Below are 15,160 nucleotides of genomic sequence, written 5' to 3' on the forward strand. Positions count from 1 at the left end.
TCTCAGATCGCGAGCGCCGGCATGTCGGCAGGCATCTCCTGGTTGAAACGCAGCCACGGCGGCGGCAGCTCATCGCACAGCGAATTGAGCGTATCCCGGTCACGGACGGTATCCATCGGATGCCAGAAACCGTCGTGACGATAAGCCATCAGCTCGCCGTCCTTGGCCATCTGGGTCAGAGGCGACTGCTCCAGCGGCTCGGCATCGTCGACCATGTAGTCCAGGACGCCAGGTTCGAAGACGAAGTAGCCACCGTTGATCCAGGTGTCGCGCTTGCGCACCTTTTCGGTAAACGCAAACACCCGGTCGCCCTTGAGCTCGATGTTGCCGAAGCGCGCAGGTGGCTGAACGGCCGTGACGGTGGCAAGTTTTCCGTGCGACTTGTGGAAGTCCAAGAGGGCATTGATGTCGATATTGCCCAGACCGTCCGAGTAAGTACACATGAAGGTTTCGTTGTTGAGCCAGTCGCGCAGCCTGCGAATGCGGCCGCTGGTCATCGTGTGGGAGCCCGTGTCGACAACGCACACGTTCCAGCCGCCTGGCTCCGACGGCACGAGACGCAGCTTTCCTGTGTCCACGGACACGGAAATATTGTTGGCGATCAGGTGGTAGTTGGCGAAAAACTGCTTGATCAGCAACGCCTTGTAACCAGCCGCAACGACAAAGTCGCGGTGGCCGAAATGGCTGTAAATATCCATGACGCGGGCAATGATCGGCCTACCGCCAACCTCGACCATCGGTTTGGGAATGGTGACTGTCTCTTCAGCCAACCGCGAACCCAACCCACCGGCAAGAAGTACAGTTTGCATTTTCTTCTCCCTGATTGTCTAAACACTGAAAACAAAATCTTGGTTTGAAACGAAGTCAGTCCGACTGAAATGATCGCGCTGACACTTGATCCAGAGCCGCAGACCGGCAGCTCAGTCCTGGCCTCCTCTGGTTCGAACAAAAAGTCGGCCTTGGCCGTAACGGTTGCTCAATTCGGTAACCGGAACTTCCAGGTAGTTGTTTGCCTGCGCATACTCGACCATCGGCGCTTCCAGGTCGGGCTCGTAGCCCACCAGGATGGCCGCCGGAGGCACTTTGCCGAACAGGTCTTCCAGGTCGTCGGCGCCGGCCATGCGATAAAATGCGGCAAGCTCGGCGTCCGTATATGGTGCGGTCCGGTAGGCGAACTGACCGGACACAAATTCCGGATAGACTTCGAGACCGGCCTCCATCGGGTAAAGAGGCATGAAGGTCGCCACCGGTCCTTCGGGCACATTGTGAGAGGCAAGGGCCTGCTGCAATTCCTGACCGCCGCGAACCATGCGTGCGGAGGTAAACTTGTCCGGGGCAGCAAGGCTTGCCAGCCCGGGCAGGAGCCGCGGAAGCGTGATGACGAGCATGACAAGCATGCTGGCGCAAAGAACCGGCACCACTTGCTGACGGTCTTGTGTCCCGATCCGCCGATAGAGCAACGCCCCGAGGATCGGCAGGCAGACGAGCGGCTGAATGTAATACTGCGGGAAACCCGGTGTCGGCACGAAGCTGAGCGCGGCCGCAAGTGCGATAACCGCAAGGACGACACCAATCTGACCACGGCAGTCGCCGCCCTGGGCCTCACCTTTGTGCTGAGCGCGAAGCGCCACCCAGAAGAGGTAGACCAGCACAGTTGCGAGGATCAGAGGACCTCCCGCCAGCCAGGCTTCATACGCAAGCTGCAACTTGCCGCCCAGCCCCATCGCCAGGCCGGGTTCGCCGGCCGCATTCGCTATCCAGTAATCAATGTGCGGGCCGGTATGAAATGACAGCACATGCGCAAGAAACAACTGCGGGTCGTCCAGCAGATACCAGAAGACCGGCAAGGCTCCGACCAGTCCGCCGGCAGCGAGCGGAAGCACGGTTCCGATCAGCCGTGTGCGCAAGGAAACACGGGCCGGCAGCAGGAAAGCGGCAAGCGCGACCGGGGGAATGAAAACCACCGCGCTGATCTTGCTGCCCGCGGCGAGCGAAAGGCACAGCCCGGCAACGAAAATCAGGCTGGATCGCGGCCGCTGTTCCATGGTCTCGGCCAGAAACAGACCGATCCCCAGAACCGCAAAGGGCAGCGGCAGCAGGTTGTTGGTCGCAGCCATCCCGGCCTGGCCGAGCAACGGATCCGCCGCGACAATGGCCACGGCCGAGAAGATCGCCAGCAGCCAGGACCGCGAGATGCGGAGCGTGGTCCAGACAATCGCAAGGATCAGCAGCACCCAGAGAAGAAAGACGCCTGTTCTTGCCGAGCCGAGCAATCCCTGATCGCTGAACGCGATATGCATGAAGTGGAAGAACCAGGCGACATTCGGCACATGGTTGAAGAAGGCGTCTCTGTAGAGCTCCCAGTCCGGCAGATACTGCGCGGGCGGAACGAACATCATCTCGTCGCGCCGCACGCCAAAGGCCATCAGCCTGCCGTAGAGGGCACCCAGCAACAGCGCGACGCCAGCAACGGATGCCGCACTGACAGCAAGCCGCAGCCATTTCTGGAGGTGTCCGGCATGCGAAACCTCGTCCAGTGCGACGGTCAACTCGTTGGACTGCAGGACACTCATCGCTGTAAGCCCTTTCCGCTTTCCCGCGCGCCAAGCGCACGGGCAACAAGAACGTAGGAGAGAGCCACGACGGGCGGCAGCGACAGGAGCTGCGCGCCAAGCGCAGGCACCCCGGCTCCGGTCAGGACTGCAAGCAGCAGGGCGTTGAATGCATATGCGACCACATAGGCAAGCCCATAGAGTGGGAGCCTGCCAAAGCCGCTGACACCGAAAACAAACCGGGCATGGATGGAGTAGTTCCAGATGACCCCGAGACCGAACTGCGCCACAAGAGCGACTTGCGGGTGCACACCCGCCAGCACGAGGATTGCAAAGACCCCGTATCCAAAAGCCGTGTTGATTATGCCGGCGCCAACAAAACGCACGACCCGGGACGTCATCAGGTCGGTCAATACCGTGCGGGTCGATGCGACTGACAGGGTCATGAGAGGGCAACCTCCGAGACCTGGCGGGCCACTTCCGCATCCGCAACCGGATCCGGTTTACGTACGCCGGAAGCATAACGTACGGCCTCGATGCCCATGAGCTGCATCAGCCTGGCATTTACCTGGTGAATGTCGTTCCTGCTGCAGACGAGGTCACGGGCGGCAGCGCCCATGACGGCTGCCCGGTCTGGCTTTTCGATGAAGCTTTTCATCGCCCCGGCCAGAGCCTCAACATCGTCGCGCGGGACGACGAAACCGGAAACACCGTGTTCTATCGTCTCTCCACAGCCCGGGGCATCGGTGGTAATGACGGCGCGCCCGCAAGACATGGCCTCCAGGATCGACCGCGGAATGCCTTCGCGTAGCGACGTCGGAAGGACCAGCACACTGCTTGCGTGCAGGAACGGCACGACATCGTTTGTCGCTCCGCGATATCTCAACACACCTTCATCCTGCCACGCCTTGAGCTGCTCCGGCTCGATCGCATCGGGATTGCTGTCGGTTGGGCCCAGAATGTCCAGCTCGAATTCATGGCCTTCGGATTTGAGGCGTTTTGCGGCTTCTGCAAGAAGAGCAAGCCCCTTGGAGCGAAGCAGCCGGCCGACGAAAAGGAAGCGTATAGGCCCTTGCGGAACGGGCGTTGCCGAGAAGCGTGCCGTGTCCACGCCTGAACCTGGAATATCGTGCAGCGGCACCCGGTCCGGTATCAGCCGGAAGGTCCGGATGTCCCGGCGATCCGCACGGTTGTAGCAGAAAGCCGCGGTCAGCCTGCGCAGTGCGATCCGGTGCAGCCAGACGGAGGCAGCGCGCACGTAGCGCCGGCGGCCAACCGGCTTGTCTTCCATAAAGGCATAGCCGAGCCCGGTGAACAGGGCGTAGCGGGACCGGATGCCGACCAGTTGCGCTGCAAGGCAGGCATAGACGATCGGCTTCATGGTGTATGCCAGGACGAGTTCGGGCTTTTCCTCGCGAAGTGCGCGCATCAGCGCCCAAAGACTGACGAGATCGCTGAAGGGGTTCGTCCCCGTGCGGTTCATGGGAATTTCGCGATGGGCGATCCCGTTCTCGTCCAGAATTCTTGCGGTCTCGGCGTCGATCTCGGCAGCGAGAGCGATGACCTGATAGCCGTTTGCCTGGAAGCGCCGCATCAGGTCCAGCCGGAAATTGACCAGCGAATACCCGAGGCTGCCGACAATCACGGCTCGCCTGCGGCGGCCGGAATTGCCCCCCTTGCCTGACGTCGCAGACACACTGACGGCGTTGCGCATATGGTTGACGGAAGCGCTCATTAGCCCGCACTCAGCACTTCAGGTGCGCTGGCGGGCCGAAGAACGGCGCTCGCCGGGACCGGCAGTTTCATGGGCAGGTCCATCGCACCGACACGGGCAATACTGCCGGCCGCGGCTTTGGCCGTTTCCACCGTATAGGAACTCTTGGTGCCATAGCCGGGCACCAGATCCCGGAGCAACTGATTGACCAGAGGCCCGTTCTGACGCCGCGCCGCAAGCTCCAGCTTCAGGATCATCGCCCGTAGCCGTGCTATCGGAACGCCCTCCGGACGAGCGGCGCTGACACCCGGTATGCCGCAATCGGCCCGGCTTTCGGATTTGTCGAACAATTCCTCGAACAGCTTCTCGCCGGGACGCATGCCGATGAAATTGATCTTGATGTCCTTGTGAGGCGTCAGTCCGGCAAGCCGGATCATGCGCTCGGCAAGATCGACGATCTTGACCGGGCTGCCCATGTCCAGGACGAAGATTTCCCCCTGGCTGGTGTCGAACTTCAGGCCGCTCGCGGCAGAAACCAGTGTCAACTGAACCGCTTCGCGGATCGTCATGAAGTACCGTTCCATCTTGGGATCGGTGATCGTGATCGGCCCGCCGTTCGTGATCTGGCGCTGGAACAGGGGGATCAGCGATCCTGACGACCCCAGGACATTGCCGAACCGGACCGAGAAGAACCTCGTGCGTTCTTCCGTCTCGTTAGTGATGCGGTCCTGCGCCTGGACATAGAATTCCGCGACCCGTTTTGTCGCCCCCATGACGTTGGTCGTGTTGACGGCCTTGTCGGTCGAGATCTGCACCATTGCGAGAGCCCCGACTTCCCGGGCGGCATCGGCAACATTGCGCGATCCGACGACGTTTGTCAGAACGCCCTCGCACGGGTTGAGCTCGACGATCGGCACATGCTTCAGGGCAGCCGCGTTGAACACCAGCTCCGGTCGGTGCTGTCTGAAGATCGAGTTGACGCGGTCCGCATCGACAATCGAGGCCACATACATCCGCCGCGGTACATTGGGGAAATGCTGCGACAGATCCATGTCGATCGAATAGGCGTTGAACTCGCAGTTATCGATGATCACGATCTCTGCTGGATTGAAGGACGCAATCTGCCGCGTCAGCTCGCTGCCGATAGACCCTCCGGCACCGGTCACCAGGATCCGCCGCCCCCTGAACACTTCGAACAGCAACGACCGTTCGACTGCCTTTTGCGGGCGATCCAGAATGTCATCCGGATCGACGGTTCTCATGTTCTGGCCATCGCCAAGGTCTTGCGCGCCGAGATCTTCCAGCCCGTTCAGCCGCGAGACGGTCACCCCGTGCCCGCTGGCCCAGACGGTCAGTTTCTGGATGCCCTCACTGTCGAAATGAGTTATCGGCTCCGTCAGAAGCAGCCGCTGCGGCAGAACATTCCACTGTGACAGCCGTTCGAGGACATTTTCAGGATCGCGCAGCGAACCGATGATCTGGACGTCGTGGAAGTAGAGCCCCTGAGCGTTGCGGGCATCGTCGATGATCCCGACCGGCTGGTAGCGAGAGCCGGTATTGCGCAATGAACGCAGGAAGAGGTCGCAACTCGCGCCGGTTCCCACCAGAAGAACCGGAATCTTCGTGTTTCCCTCTTTGAGCTGGCGGCTTTGCCGGGTCAGTTCACGGCCCCTGGCGATCACCCGCAATGCACCGAGCGCGGGCACCGCGAGATAGAACTGAACGACCACAACAGGAATAGGAACGGAGGAAGTTACCTGATTCAGCCGCGACAGAATTGCAATCGATACACTTGCGAGCAGGGCGCCCTTGAGCAGAACAACGATGTCTCTCAACGAGGTGGATCGCGTATCGCGACGATAGAACCCGGCCAAAGGAAAGATCACGAGGCCGCAGACACACGCCAACGCCGCGAAGGGCAATATGGCAGGCAACAACTGCTTTTGCGCTGATCCGGTCACGGTCAGAAGCACCGCAAGTGCGGCCGAGAGCGTTATGGAAACGACGTCACCGAGAACAAGTCTCCGGTTAGCTTTCAACTCGGTCACCAGCTGCTGCCACCACCGATGAACCCCCGGCAAGGTCGGCAGGAAAGAGTGACTCGAAGCCTTTATCCTGATCTTCGACAAAGTCTCAGAAGAATAAAAATCAGCCATAAGCAACAGCTCCACTAAGCACTGGAGGCGTGAAAATTCACGACGCCTCGTTGTCCGTTTTTTTCTAACGAACTGATTATTCTTGGTTTTGCTTTGCTGCGACGGCGGCTTATTTACAAAATGGAAAATATAAAATCAGATTTCCACTTTTCGAATGTAGTAACGACAAATATTTTCAATTTTTCCGAAGATTGCCCATTTGCTGGACGTAGATCACTTAAAATGATGATCCGGTTTAAAAAATATAATCTTCAGAACATGAAACAAGCGCTAACGTCACAGGATTTCATGTCAAATTTAGTCTTGCAATTTCAAACCATGATGTAGCACATACCGCAAGGTTAATAAATAGTTTTTTTCCACAAATTTTTTTAATCGTTTCATCCAGCGCCCATCGCGGCACCCCTGACACGGGAGAAAACACAGAAAAAACAATAAAAATCAGCGAGTTCCGCATACCGCATTTTGACAGTGCAAAATACGTCATCCCCACAATCGACAAGCCTTGTTTATGACGAGCACACCAGGGAATCGTGGCAACCGGATCGGCTCATCAAGCCACCCTTTGCCGCCCGGATTACGGAGCTGCCGGAGTGGGCTGGATGAAACCGGCATGGACAGGCAACTCCCCGCCCGATCGTTTCGAGTCCCCACTGCAACCATGCCGTTAAATTTTTTATCGGCTTTGAAACAGGTGAACTCCATGCCCCCGACACCTTTAAACCGGCAGATTCTCAAAGGGTTCCTCGAGGGCACATACAGGTGGCAGCCCCATTGTTCGAACGCATACGTGAGTTTCACTTGTAAATTCTCGCGAGGCGCGCCAATAATACGGGACCGATGCTTCTAAGGAGATCGTTGTTTTCTTTATATTCTGGTTTTATTGGCCTTCAGAATTTTCTCTGTGTTTTTTTTAAATTTCAGGAGCCAAGGATTCCGATGAACAGGTTTATTGAAGTTTTTTTGTGCCTTTGCGCGCTTATCGTTGCTTTACCGTTGTTCATGCTCGCTGCTTTCGCCACGTTTCTTACGCTTGGTCAGCCGGTTCTTTTTCGGCAAATACGTGCTGGTAAAGGCGGCTCAGTGTTCTATCTCGTCAAGCTGCGCACCATGAGCGATGCACGCGACGCCAGCGGGAATTTGCTTCCCGACGACAGACGCGTTTCCACGGCTGGAATTTGGCTGAGACGCATGCGGCTCGATGAATTTCCGCAGCTCTTGTCAATCATTCGCGGTGACATGGCCTTGGTCGGACCGCGCCCGTTGAAGCCCGAGACAGTTGCGCAATTCGGTCAGGACGGATTGCGGCGTGGATCCGTGCGGCCGGGGCTGACCGGTTGGGCGCAGGTAAGCGGCAACACGACGCTGAGCAACGAGGAGAAATTGCGGCTGGACCTTTGGTATATTGCCCATCGGTCCGCGGCGCTTGATTTCCAGATCCTCTTTGAAACGGTTGGGGTCGCCCTATTCGGTGAGCACCGTAACGCAAGCCGGCTGGAAGCCGCAAGCTCCTGGCGAGATCTCGACAACGGGATAGAAAACAACCGGGTTTCCGCATGAAGATCGTCTTTGTGGGTGCGGTTGAAGGGTCTCTTGAAGCTCTTGCCGCAATTTGCGCCGCAGGTCACATTCCCTCCCTCGTGGTGACGCTGCCACCGGAACTGTCCGGCCGGCACTCCGATTTTGCCGATCTTGCGCCGACAGCTGAAAAGCACGGCGTGCCGGTCCACCACACCGCACGATCCGGCTCCGAGGAGACGCTCAACGTTCTTCGGGAAGTCGCCCCCGATTTGATACTTGTCATCGGCTGGTCCCAGATCTGCGGACCGGACTTTCGCGCGATACCCCGGCTCGGCTGTATAGGGTTCCATCCCTCTGCCCTGCCGCGACTGCGCGGCCGGGGTGTTATTCCCTGGACGATCCTGCAGGGCGAATCCGAGGCCGGCGCGACCCTGTTCTGGCTAGGCGAAGGCGTGGACGACGGTGCAATCGCAGCGCAGATGCGCTATGAAATAGACCCGGAAACAATCACGGCCCGCGAGCTCTATGACCGCGTCCGGAGCGCGGTATCGCAGATGCTTCCGCCGCTGTTGACCAGGATCCGGTCCGGAGACATTCCGTCGGAACCGCAATCCGAGGATGGCGTCAGCATATGTGCGCGGCGGCGTCCGGAAGACGGCCTTATCGACTGGACCCGCCCCGCAGCCGAGATCCACAGGCTCATCCGGGCCGTCGGCCCTCCCTATCCCGGAGCTTTCACGCAAACGTCCAACGGCGACACGCTGACCGTGCTCCGTGCAAGGCACTGCCCTCACAAAGGCCGTTACATCGGCCTTCCAGGCCAGGTCCAGGCGGTTGACGGATCTGTTTTCACCGTCGCATGCGGCGACGGGCAGTGTCTTGAAATTCTCGACTGGACCGGTCCCGACCGGTGCCCCGGTCTTCATTCCAAACTCAGCAGTCGGGCAGTATCATGAATTCTCCAATCTTCAACGGCAACGGCCCGGCGCTTGTGATCGCGCCCCATCCCGATGACGAGGTGCTGGGTGCCGGAGGCACCATCGCACGTCTTGCGGATCAGGGCAGAGCGGTGCATGTCGCAGTCGTCACGCGGGGCCGCGCACCCCGGTTTTCTGACGAGCAGATCAACAAGGTTCGTGAAGAAGCCGCTGCTGCGCATGCGCATCTGGGCATTGCACAGACCCACTGGCTTGATTTTCCAGCGGCTGAACTGGCCGAGCATCCTCATGCCGAACTGAACAATGGACTGGGGACGCTCGTGCGAGATCTCGACCCGACCCTGGTCCTTGCTCCGCATCCGGGCGACATCCATCTCGACCATCAGCTCTGCTTTCTGTCCACCTTGGTTGCCAGCCGGCCTCACCAGGCGCGGCATCCATCGGTCATCGCCGCTTATGAAACGCTGTCGGAAACCAACTGGAATGCGCCGTATCTGACGCCGGCATTCGTTCCGAATGTCTTCGTGGACATTTCATCAACGCTTGAGCGCAAGCTTGAGGCTTTCCAGCTTTTCGCGAGTCAGGTTCGGGAGGCTCCCCATGAAAGGTCGGTGGAGGCCCTGCGGGCACTGGCCACCTTGCGCGGGGCGACCGTTCACCGTTCTGCCGCCGAGGGGTTCGTCCTCGTGCGTTGCGTAGCCTGAGGAGAGGGACATGGGCAGTTGGCCAGTCTACACCGATGAAGAAATCGACGCCGTCGCCGGCGTCCTTAGGTCCGGCAAGGTGAATGCCTGGACCGGCCCGGACGTCTTTGCCTTCGAGGCCGAATATTGCGACTACACGGGCGCTGCACACGCGATCGCGATGGCCAATGGCTCGGTAACGCTGGACACGGCGCTGCGGGTCCTCGATATTCAGCCGGGCGACGAAGTGATCGTGACCCCGCGCAGCTTCGTTGCGTCTGCAAGCTGCGTGCTCCTGGCCGGCGGCGTTCCGGTGTTCGCCGACATCGATCCGGACAGCCAGAACATCACACCGCAGACGATTGCTCCCCTCATCACCCCGCGAACGGTCGGCATCCTGCCTGTGCATCTGGCAGGCTGGCCCTGCGACATGGATGGTATCCTGGACCTCGCCGGCGCCAACAATTTGTGGGTGATTGAGGATTGCGCCCAGGCGCATGGCGCGATGATCGGTCAGCGACATGTGGGAACGATGGGTGATTTCGGGTCCTATTCCTTCTGCCAGGACAAGATAATCTCGACCGGCGGCGAAGGGGGTATGCTTCTCACCGACAACCCAGACCTCTGGTCCCAAGCCTGGAGCTTCAAGGACCACGGCAAGGGCTACGCCACAGTGTTCGAAAAGTCCCGCCAGCCCGGCTTCCGGTGGCTGCATGATTCAGGCCCGGGCACCAACCTGCGCATGACGGGACCGTCGGCAGCAATCGGGCGCATACAGTTGTCGCGGCTCGCTGAAATGCGCGCCTACCGGACGCGCAATGCTATGACGCTTGCCGAGATCCTCAGCGGGTCGAGTGCGTTACGGGTTCCCGTTCCACCTCCGTCCCTCACCCATGCCTATTATCGCTTTTACGCATTCGTGCGTCCTGCGGCGATGGCCGATGGCTGGTCGCGCGACCGGATCCTTGCCGAAATTTCCGAAGCCGGGTTGCCCGCGTTTTCCGGCAGCTGTTCCGAAGTCTACCGTGAGGCAATCTTTCGCGATCGTGGGCTCGAACCCACCGAACCGCTTCCCGTGGCCAGACAACTGGGCGAAACAAGCCTTGCTTTCCTCGTCGATACCACCTGGGACCACGAGAGAATTGTTGAACTGGCCGAAAGGGTCGCCTCGATCGCAGACCGGTCGCTTGCGGCGTCGCCCAGATCACCCGCCGCGGTCACCGTATGAGGCACACCTAAACCGCTTCCTGCCGGGAAGATCCTGTCAGCTCCTGATGCCACAAATGGGCCCCCCCCGACCGGTCATCGAAGGCACATGCCCCCTCTCTCAAGCGTTTTGAATCCGCCTGTTCCGGTAGATTTTCTGGCCGAAATAGATCTGGTAGGGCATTCGCTCGAATATCAGATAGGAAAAATGCGAAAACAGAGTCGTCAGCAGGAATACGGTCGCCCCGAACAGCAGCAAGGACATGAATATATTCTCGCCAAACAAACCCATGGAAGAGAACAGGTATCTGGTCGCAAAATATATATATGGATGAACGAGATAGAAGCTGTAGCTAATCGTTCCGAAATAGAACATCACCCTGTTGTTCAGCAATTTTCCGGTCAGGCTATCTCTCGACGCAGCAAAGAAGAAATAGGTCGCGGTGGAGAGGATCAGCAGAGCGGGGCCCGGAATGACGGTCGGATAGGCTTCGAAAAACTCGTAGGTCCGAAACTTGAAATCCCAAGTAGCAGCCAGATACACCCAGACAACAAAGGCAATTGCTTCAAGTGTCTTGGAATATTTCAGTCCGTTCGTGATTTCGCTCTTGTACATCCAGAAGACGGCGGCCCCGGACAGAAAGAACAGGGCTTTCGGATAGTGATAGGTAAACAGGATCGGTATCGCTAGGGAAGCAATCTTCCAGAAAACGTTCATTTTCCGTGTCAGGAAAAAATACGTCATGCAGGACAACGTATAGAACATCACTTCATAGGTCAGGCTCCAGGCGTTCGGGGCAACCTGCTTTGTCGTCGTGAACAAGTCCAGGAAAGTCAGGGAAAACAGCACTGACTCGACGTTGTTCAGCTCCGGATATCTGTTTGTCACGCCATTGAGAGCGGCAAAGAACAACGTCGTCACCAGAAAGAGTGGATAGAGCCTCAGCAGGCGCCTCAAGGCAAACTCTCTTGGAGAATATCTCATCACACTCGGCAGGATGACGAACCCGCTGATTGCGAAAAACAGCATCACGCCAAATGTTCCGAAATTGTGGAACGGCACGATCCCATCAACGTATCCTGGCCTGTCGCTGTAAATATGTTCAGCCGTACCGCCAAGAATATGGGCAATCAGAACCATGATCGACGCAACGCCGCGCAGACCGTGTACGGAATAGTTGAATTGTGAACTTTGCTGCGAAGTGGAATTCATAGCGGACCATATTCAATTTGCAAAAACAAAGGGGATAAACAGTTATCGTCAGTCAGATTGCGGACGGAACGACTTACGTCGCCGACATCAAAAAATTCAGTCAGAAGTCTTATCTTGAGCCTGATCGGCTTATGCGCTCGCAGCTGTCCGTTCGATATCAAAGACCGTGCGATTGCGAACGTTATTGTTCAATTTAAAATTAGTATTTCGGAAATAGTATCTCAAACGATAGCGATGTCAATTTTGATTTGCTTGCCGATAAATTCCATTAACTCACGCGCAATCTCGCCTTTCGTAACGTTCATAGCGCTTTCTAATCGGATTCTTGGATTTCTGCTTGAAGCCACAGGGTCTTGTCAGGCTTTCCGTCGAATAGGTCGGCCCTCTCGAGACGAGGCCGGAATTTGAAAAGTCAGCAAGTTGGTGATGCCCACCTGCACCATCGAATTACCGGGAGATCGCAAAGCACTGCCGGTTTTCTAGTTCGCGTTACCGGCGATATTCTGGCGCTTTCGCCGCCTTTGATCGTTGAGGAAGATATGGTGGACGAGATGGTTTCGACTTTGGGCCGTGTTCTGTCGGAGACGGCGTAGGTTTCCGGCCCCGCTGGAACGACAAAAGCCCCGCTGTTTGTTCGGCGGGGCTTCTGTTTTTTATAAGCTGGGGTCACGAACGCGAACGGCCCCCGCTTGGGGGATGGGGCTTTTGTTTTTTTTGCTGATGCTTTGGTTTTGTTTCTGGGCTTCTGCGGCGAGCTTTCGCTGAGCTTGAAGGGTGCCTGTGAGGGTCTGGCCTGTGTCCGTTACCAAACAAAAAAGCCGCCCTTACGGACGGCTTTTTTGTTTGGTTGCGGGAGCAGGATTTGAGAGTTTTCTGCCCTTCTGCGTCGGGCATAGCCCTCCTTGCGGGCCCCTGGTCAGTTTAAAATCTGTATCCGTTACCAACAAAAAACCCGGCGCGAGGCCGGGTTATTTGTTGGTTGCGGGAGCAGGATTTGAACCTGCGACCTTCAGGTTATGAGCCTGACGAGCTACCGGGCTGCTCCATCCCGCGTTATTCGGTTGTTTTCGGGGTACCGAGGTATCCCGGATGGGCTTGAGTAAGCCCGGAGATTTTAGTTTTGTTTGTCCTCGGCGCTTTGGTCCTGGGGGCAAACTGGGCTGCTGCATCAAGGCTGCGGCAGCGTGTTTCGTGTTGCCTTGAGTGCTGCGCTGTTAGGGGACAAGAAGTTCCGGAGCGCAGCGGAGGCAAGGCCAAGTGGCCGCCGGCCAGACTTTGTATTTGGCAGGCCGCCCCGCGGAGCGCAGCCCGAAGGGCGTTACGCGCGTGAGCGACAGACAAATTGAAGAGGTTTCAAATTGCGATTAGCAGGCCTGGCGGCGACCTACTCTCCCACACCTTAAGATGCAGTACCATTGGCGCTGGGGAGTTTCACGGCCGAGTTCGGGATGGGATCGGGTGGGGGCTCCCCGCTAGGGCCACCAGGCCGGCGAAGCGCAATTTGCGTGAACTGGTCTATATATTTATTTGATTTTGATCTGGTTTTCCTTCTGCTTTGCAAGGAACAAGAGCTCCGAGCGCAGCGAAGGCAAGGCCAAGTGGCCGTCGGCCGGTCAGGCCGCGTGGTTCGCAGGACAGGTCCAAAGGACCGGTACGTCCGTGAGAACAAAACCATTATCTCAAACGCGCTCAAGCAGCCCAAAGGGCGATAGCGCACTTAAGATGATCTTTTTGATGCGCCAGGGGCGCATCCAAAAGATGAACATTGACTAATGAGAGGATCAAGCCGAACGAGCTATTAGTAAAGCTAAGCTTCATGCGTTGCCGCACTTCCACACGCTTCCTATCGACGTGGTGGTCTTCCACGGCTCTTCAGGGAGAACTGGTTTTGAGGTGGGTTTCCCGCTTAGATGCTTTCAGCGGTTATCCCTTCCGTACATAGCTACCCTGCAATGCGGCTGGCGCCACAACAGGTCCACCAGAGGTACGTCCATCCCGGTCCTCTCGTACTAGGGACAGATCCTCTCAATTCTCCTACACCCACGGCAGATAGGGACCGAACTGTCTCGCGACGTTCTGAACCCAACTCACGTACCACTTTAATTGGCGAACAGCCAAACCCTTGGGACCTGCTCCAGCCCCAGGATGTGATGAGTCGACATCGAGGTGCCAAACAATGCCGTCGATATGGACTCTTGGGCATCATCAGCCTGTTATCCCCGGCGTACCTTTTATCCGTTGAGCGATGGCCCTTCCACGAGGGACCACCGGATCACTATGGCCGTCTTTCGACTCTGCTCGACTTGTCAGTCTCGCAGTCAGGCAGGCTTATGCCATTGCACTCAACGAGCGATTTCCGACCGCTCTGAGCCCACCTTCGCGCGCCTCCGTTACCATTTGGGAGGCGACCGCCCCAGTCAAACTACCCGCCACACACGGTCCCGGATATTGTTGTACCGCGGTTAGATATCCATGACGACAAGGGTGGTATTTCAAGGGTGACTCCACAAGAGCTGGCGCTCCTGCTTCAACGTCTACCACCTATCCTACACATGTCGTGACGAATACCAGTGTGAAGCTGTAGTAAAGGTGCACGGGGTCTTTCCGTCTGACCGCAGGAACCCCGCATCTTCACGGGGAATTCAATTTCACTGAGTCTATGCTGGAGACAGCGGGGAAGTCGTTACGCCATTCGTGCAGGTCGGAACTTACCCGACAAGGAATTTCGCTACCTTAGGACCGTTATAGTTACGGCCGCCGTTTACTGGGGCTTCAATTCGGTGCTTGCACACCTCCTCTTAACCTTCCAGCACCGGGCAGGCGTCAGACCCTATACGTCGCCTTACGGCTTCGCAGAGCCCTGTGTTTTTGATAAACAGTCGCCACCCCCTGGTCTGTGCCACCCCACAACGGTTGCCCATCGTGAGGTCTCCCTTCTCGCGAACTTACGGGAGCATTTTGCCGAGTTCCTTCAGCATAGTTCTCTCAAGCGCCTTGGTATTCTCTACCAGTCCACCTGTGTCGGTTTCGGGTACGGTTTATACGGTGGAGCTATTTCCTGGAACACCTTCGCTGCACCCCCAATCCAATAAGGAGATACAACACACGGCATCCGTCACTACCACCAAGCTGCAGAATATTAACTGCATTCCCATCGACTACGCCTTTCGGCCTCGC

Annotated in this window: 10 protein-coding genes, 1 tRNA gene, 2 rRNA genes and 1 pseudogene (1 of these 14 cut by a window edge); 5 read left to right on the forward strand and 9 right to left on the reverse strand. The window is 57.6% G+C overall.

Annotated elements, in window-relative coordinates:
* Positions 1 to 2 precede the first annotated feature (2 nt).
* The 5 genes from rfbF to SIAM614_RS04245 all read right to left on the reverse strand — a co-directional run bounded on the left by rfbF (position 3) and on the right by SIAM614_RS04245 (position 6,314).
* Positions 3 to 809, reverse strand: coding sequence for a glucose-1-phosphate cytidylyltransferase (gene rfbF, locus SIAM614_RS04225; protein WP_006932359.1), 807 nt, complete (start codon positions 807 to 809; stop codon positions 3 to 5).
* Between the two features lie 111 nt (positions 810 to 920).
* Positions 921 to 2,573 (reverse strand): ArnT family glycosyltransferase, encoded by a 1,653-nt coding sequence (locus SIAM614_RS04230; RefSeq protein ID WP_006932360.1) that lies wholly within the window; start codon positions 2,571 to 2,573, stop codon positions 921 to 923.
* On the reverse strand, positions 2,570 to 2,998 hold the full coding sequence (locus SIAM614_RS04235) for a GtrA family protein (protein ID WP_006932361.1): 429 nt from the start codon (positions 2,996 to 2,998) through the stop codon (positions 2,570 to 2,572). Before SIAM614_RS04235 ends, SIAM614_RS04230 begins: the two co-directional genes overlap by 4 nt.
* Positions 2,995 to 4,287, reverse strand: a complete 1,293-nt coding sequence (locus SIAM614_RS04240; protein ID WP_006932362.1) for a glycosyltransferase family 4 protein — start codon at positions 4,285 to 4,287, stop codon at positions 2,995 to 2,997. The genes SIAM614_RS04235 and SIAM614_RS04240 overlap by 4 nt, the downstream gene beginning before the upstream one ends.
* Positions 4,287 to 6,314 (reverse strand): polysaccharide biosynthesis protein, encoded by a 2,028-nt coding sequence (locus SIAM614_RS04245; protein ID WP_157139668.1) that lies wholly within the window; start codon positions 6,312 to 6,314, stop codon positions 4,287 to 4,289. The genes SIAM614_RS04240 and SIAM614_RS04245 overlap by 1 nt, the downstream gene beginning before the upstream one ends.
* 966 nt (positions 6,315 to 7,280) lie before the next feature.
* Between SIAM614_RS04245 and SIAM614_RS04250 the strand changes: the two genes are divergently transcribed.
* From SIAM614_RS04250 to SIAM614_RS04265, 4 genes are read left to right on the forward strand one after another with little or no spacing between them, the layout of a single operon-like run.
* On the forward strand, positions 7,281 to 7,982 hold the full coding sequence (locus SIAM614_RS04250; RefSeq protein ID WP_208983888.1) for a sugar transferase: 702 nt from the start codon (positions 7,281 to 7,283) through the stop codon (positions 7,980 to 7,982).
* Entirely contained in the window at positions 7,979 to 8,899 is a 921-nt protein-coding gene (locus tag SIAM614_RS04255; RefSeq protein WP_006932366.1) for a methionyl-tRNA formyltransferase, read from the forward strand. Before SIAM614_RS04250 ends, SIAM614_RS04255 begins: the two co-directional genes overlap by 4 nt.
* Positions 8,896 to 9,585 (forward strand): PIG-L deacetylase family protein, encoded by a 690-nt coding sequence (locus SIAM614_RS04260; RefSeq protein ID WP_006932367.1) that lies wholly within the window; start codon positions 8,896 to 8,898, stop codon positions 9,583 to 9,585. Before SIAM614_RS04255 ends, SIAM614_RS04260 begins: the two co-directional genes overlap by 4 nt.
* 10 nt (positions 9,586 to 9,595) lie before the next feature.
* Positions 9,596 to 10,792, forward strand: a complete 1,197-nt coding sequence (locus SIAM614_RS04265; RefSeq protein WP_006932368.1) for a DegT/DnrJ/EryC1/StrS family aminotransferase — start codon at positions 9,596 to 9,598, stop codon at positions 10,790 to 10,792.
* 99 nt (positions 10,793 to 10,891) lie between these two features.
* On the opposite strand, the gene SIAM614_RS04270 is transcribed toward SIAM614_RS04265, so the two are convergent.
* A complete protein-coding gene (locus SIAM614_RS04270; RefSeq protein WP_006932369.1) occupies positions 10,892 to 11,983 on the reverse strand; it encodes an acyltransferase family protein in 1,092 nt (363 codons plus the stop codon).
* Positions 11,984 to 12,456: 473 nt separating this feature from the next.
* Between SIAM614_RS04270 and SIAM614_RS32865 the strand changes: the two are divergent.
* Positions 12,457 to 12,576, forward strand: a pseudogene (locus tag SIAM614_RS32865) (aminotransferase class III-fold pyridoxal phosphate-dependent enzyme); the annotation flags it as partial.
* 383 nt (positions 12,577 to 12,959) lie between these two features.
* On the opposite strand, the gene SIAM614_RS04275 reads toward SIAM614_RS32865, so the two are convergent.
* The 3 genes from SIAM614_RS04275 to SIAM614_RS04285 all read right to left on the reverse strand — a co-directional run.
* Positions 12,960 to 13,036, reverse strand: a tRNA-Met gene (locus tag SIAM614_RS04275).
* Between the two features lie 318 nt (positions 13,037 to 13,354).
* Positions 13,355 to 13,469 (reverse strand): 5S ribosomal RNA (gene rrf / locus SIAM614_RS04280).
* Between the two features lie 291 nt (positions 13,470 to 13,760).
* Positions 13,761 to 15,160, reverse strand: a 23S ribosomal RNA gene (locus SIAM614_RS04285) (it continues 1,323 nt past the right edge of the window).

It is taken from the genome of Roseibium aggregatum IAM 12614, assembly GCF_000168975.1.
GTDB classification, from domain to species: domain Bacteria; phylum Pseudomonadota; class Alphaproteobacteria; order Rhizobiales; family Stappiaceae; genus Roseibium; species Roseibium aggregatum.

Excerpts from the sequence above, each read along its gene's own strand:
- SIAM614_RS04265 (WP_006932368.1), top strand. The coding sequence starts at position 9,596 with ATGGGCAGTTGGCCAGTCTACACCGATGAAGAAATCGACGCCGTCGCC.
- SIAM614_RS04235 (WP_006932361.1), bottom strand. The coding sequence starts at position 2,998 with ATGACCCTGTCAGTCGCATCGACCCGCACGGTATTGACCGACCTGATG.
- SIAM614_RS04240 (WP_006932362.1), bottom strand. The coding sequence starts at position 4,287 with ATGAGCGCTTCCGTCAACCATATGCGCAACGCCGTCAGTGTGTCTGCG.
- SIAM614_RS04260 (WP_006932367.1), top strand. The coding sequence starts at position 8,896 with ATGAATTCTCCAATCTTCAACGGCAACGGCCCGGCGCTTGTGATCGCG.
- SIAM614_RS04255 (WP_006932366.1), top strand. The coding sequence starts at position 7,979 with ATGAAGATCGTCTTTGTGGGTGCGGTTGAAGGGTCTCTTGAAGCTCTT.
- rfbF (WP_006932359.1), bottom strand. The coding sequence starts at position 809 with ATGCAAACTGTACTTCTTGCCGGTGGGTTGGGTTCGCGGTTGGCTGAA.
- SIAM614_RS04270 (WP_006932369.1), bottom strand. The coding sequence starts at position 11,983 with ATGAATTCCACTTCGCAGCAAAGTTCACAATTCAACTATTCCGTACAC.
- SIAM614_RS04230 (WP_006932360.1), bottom strand. The coding sequence starts at position 2,573 with ATGAGTGTCCTGCAGTCCAACGAGTTGACCGTCGCACTGGACGAGGTT.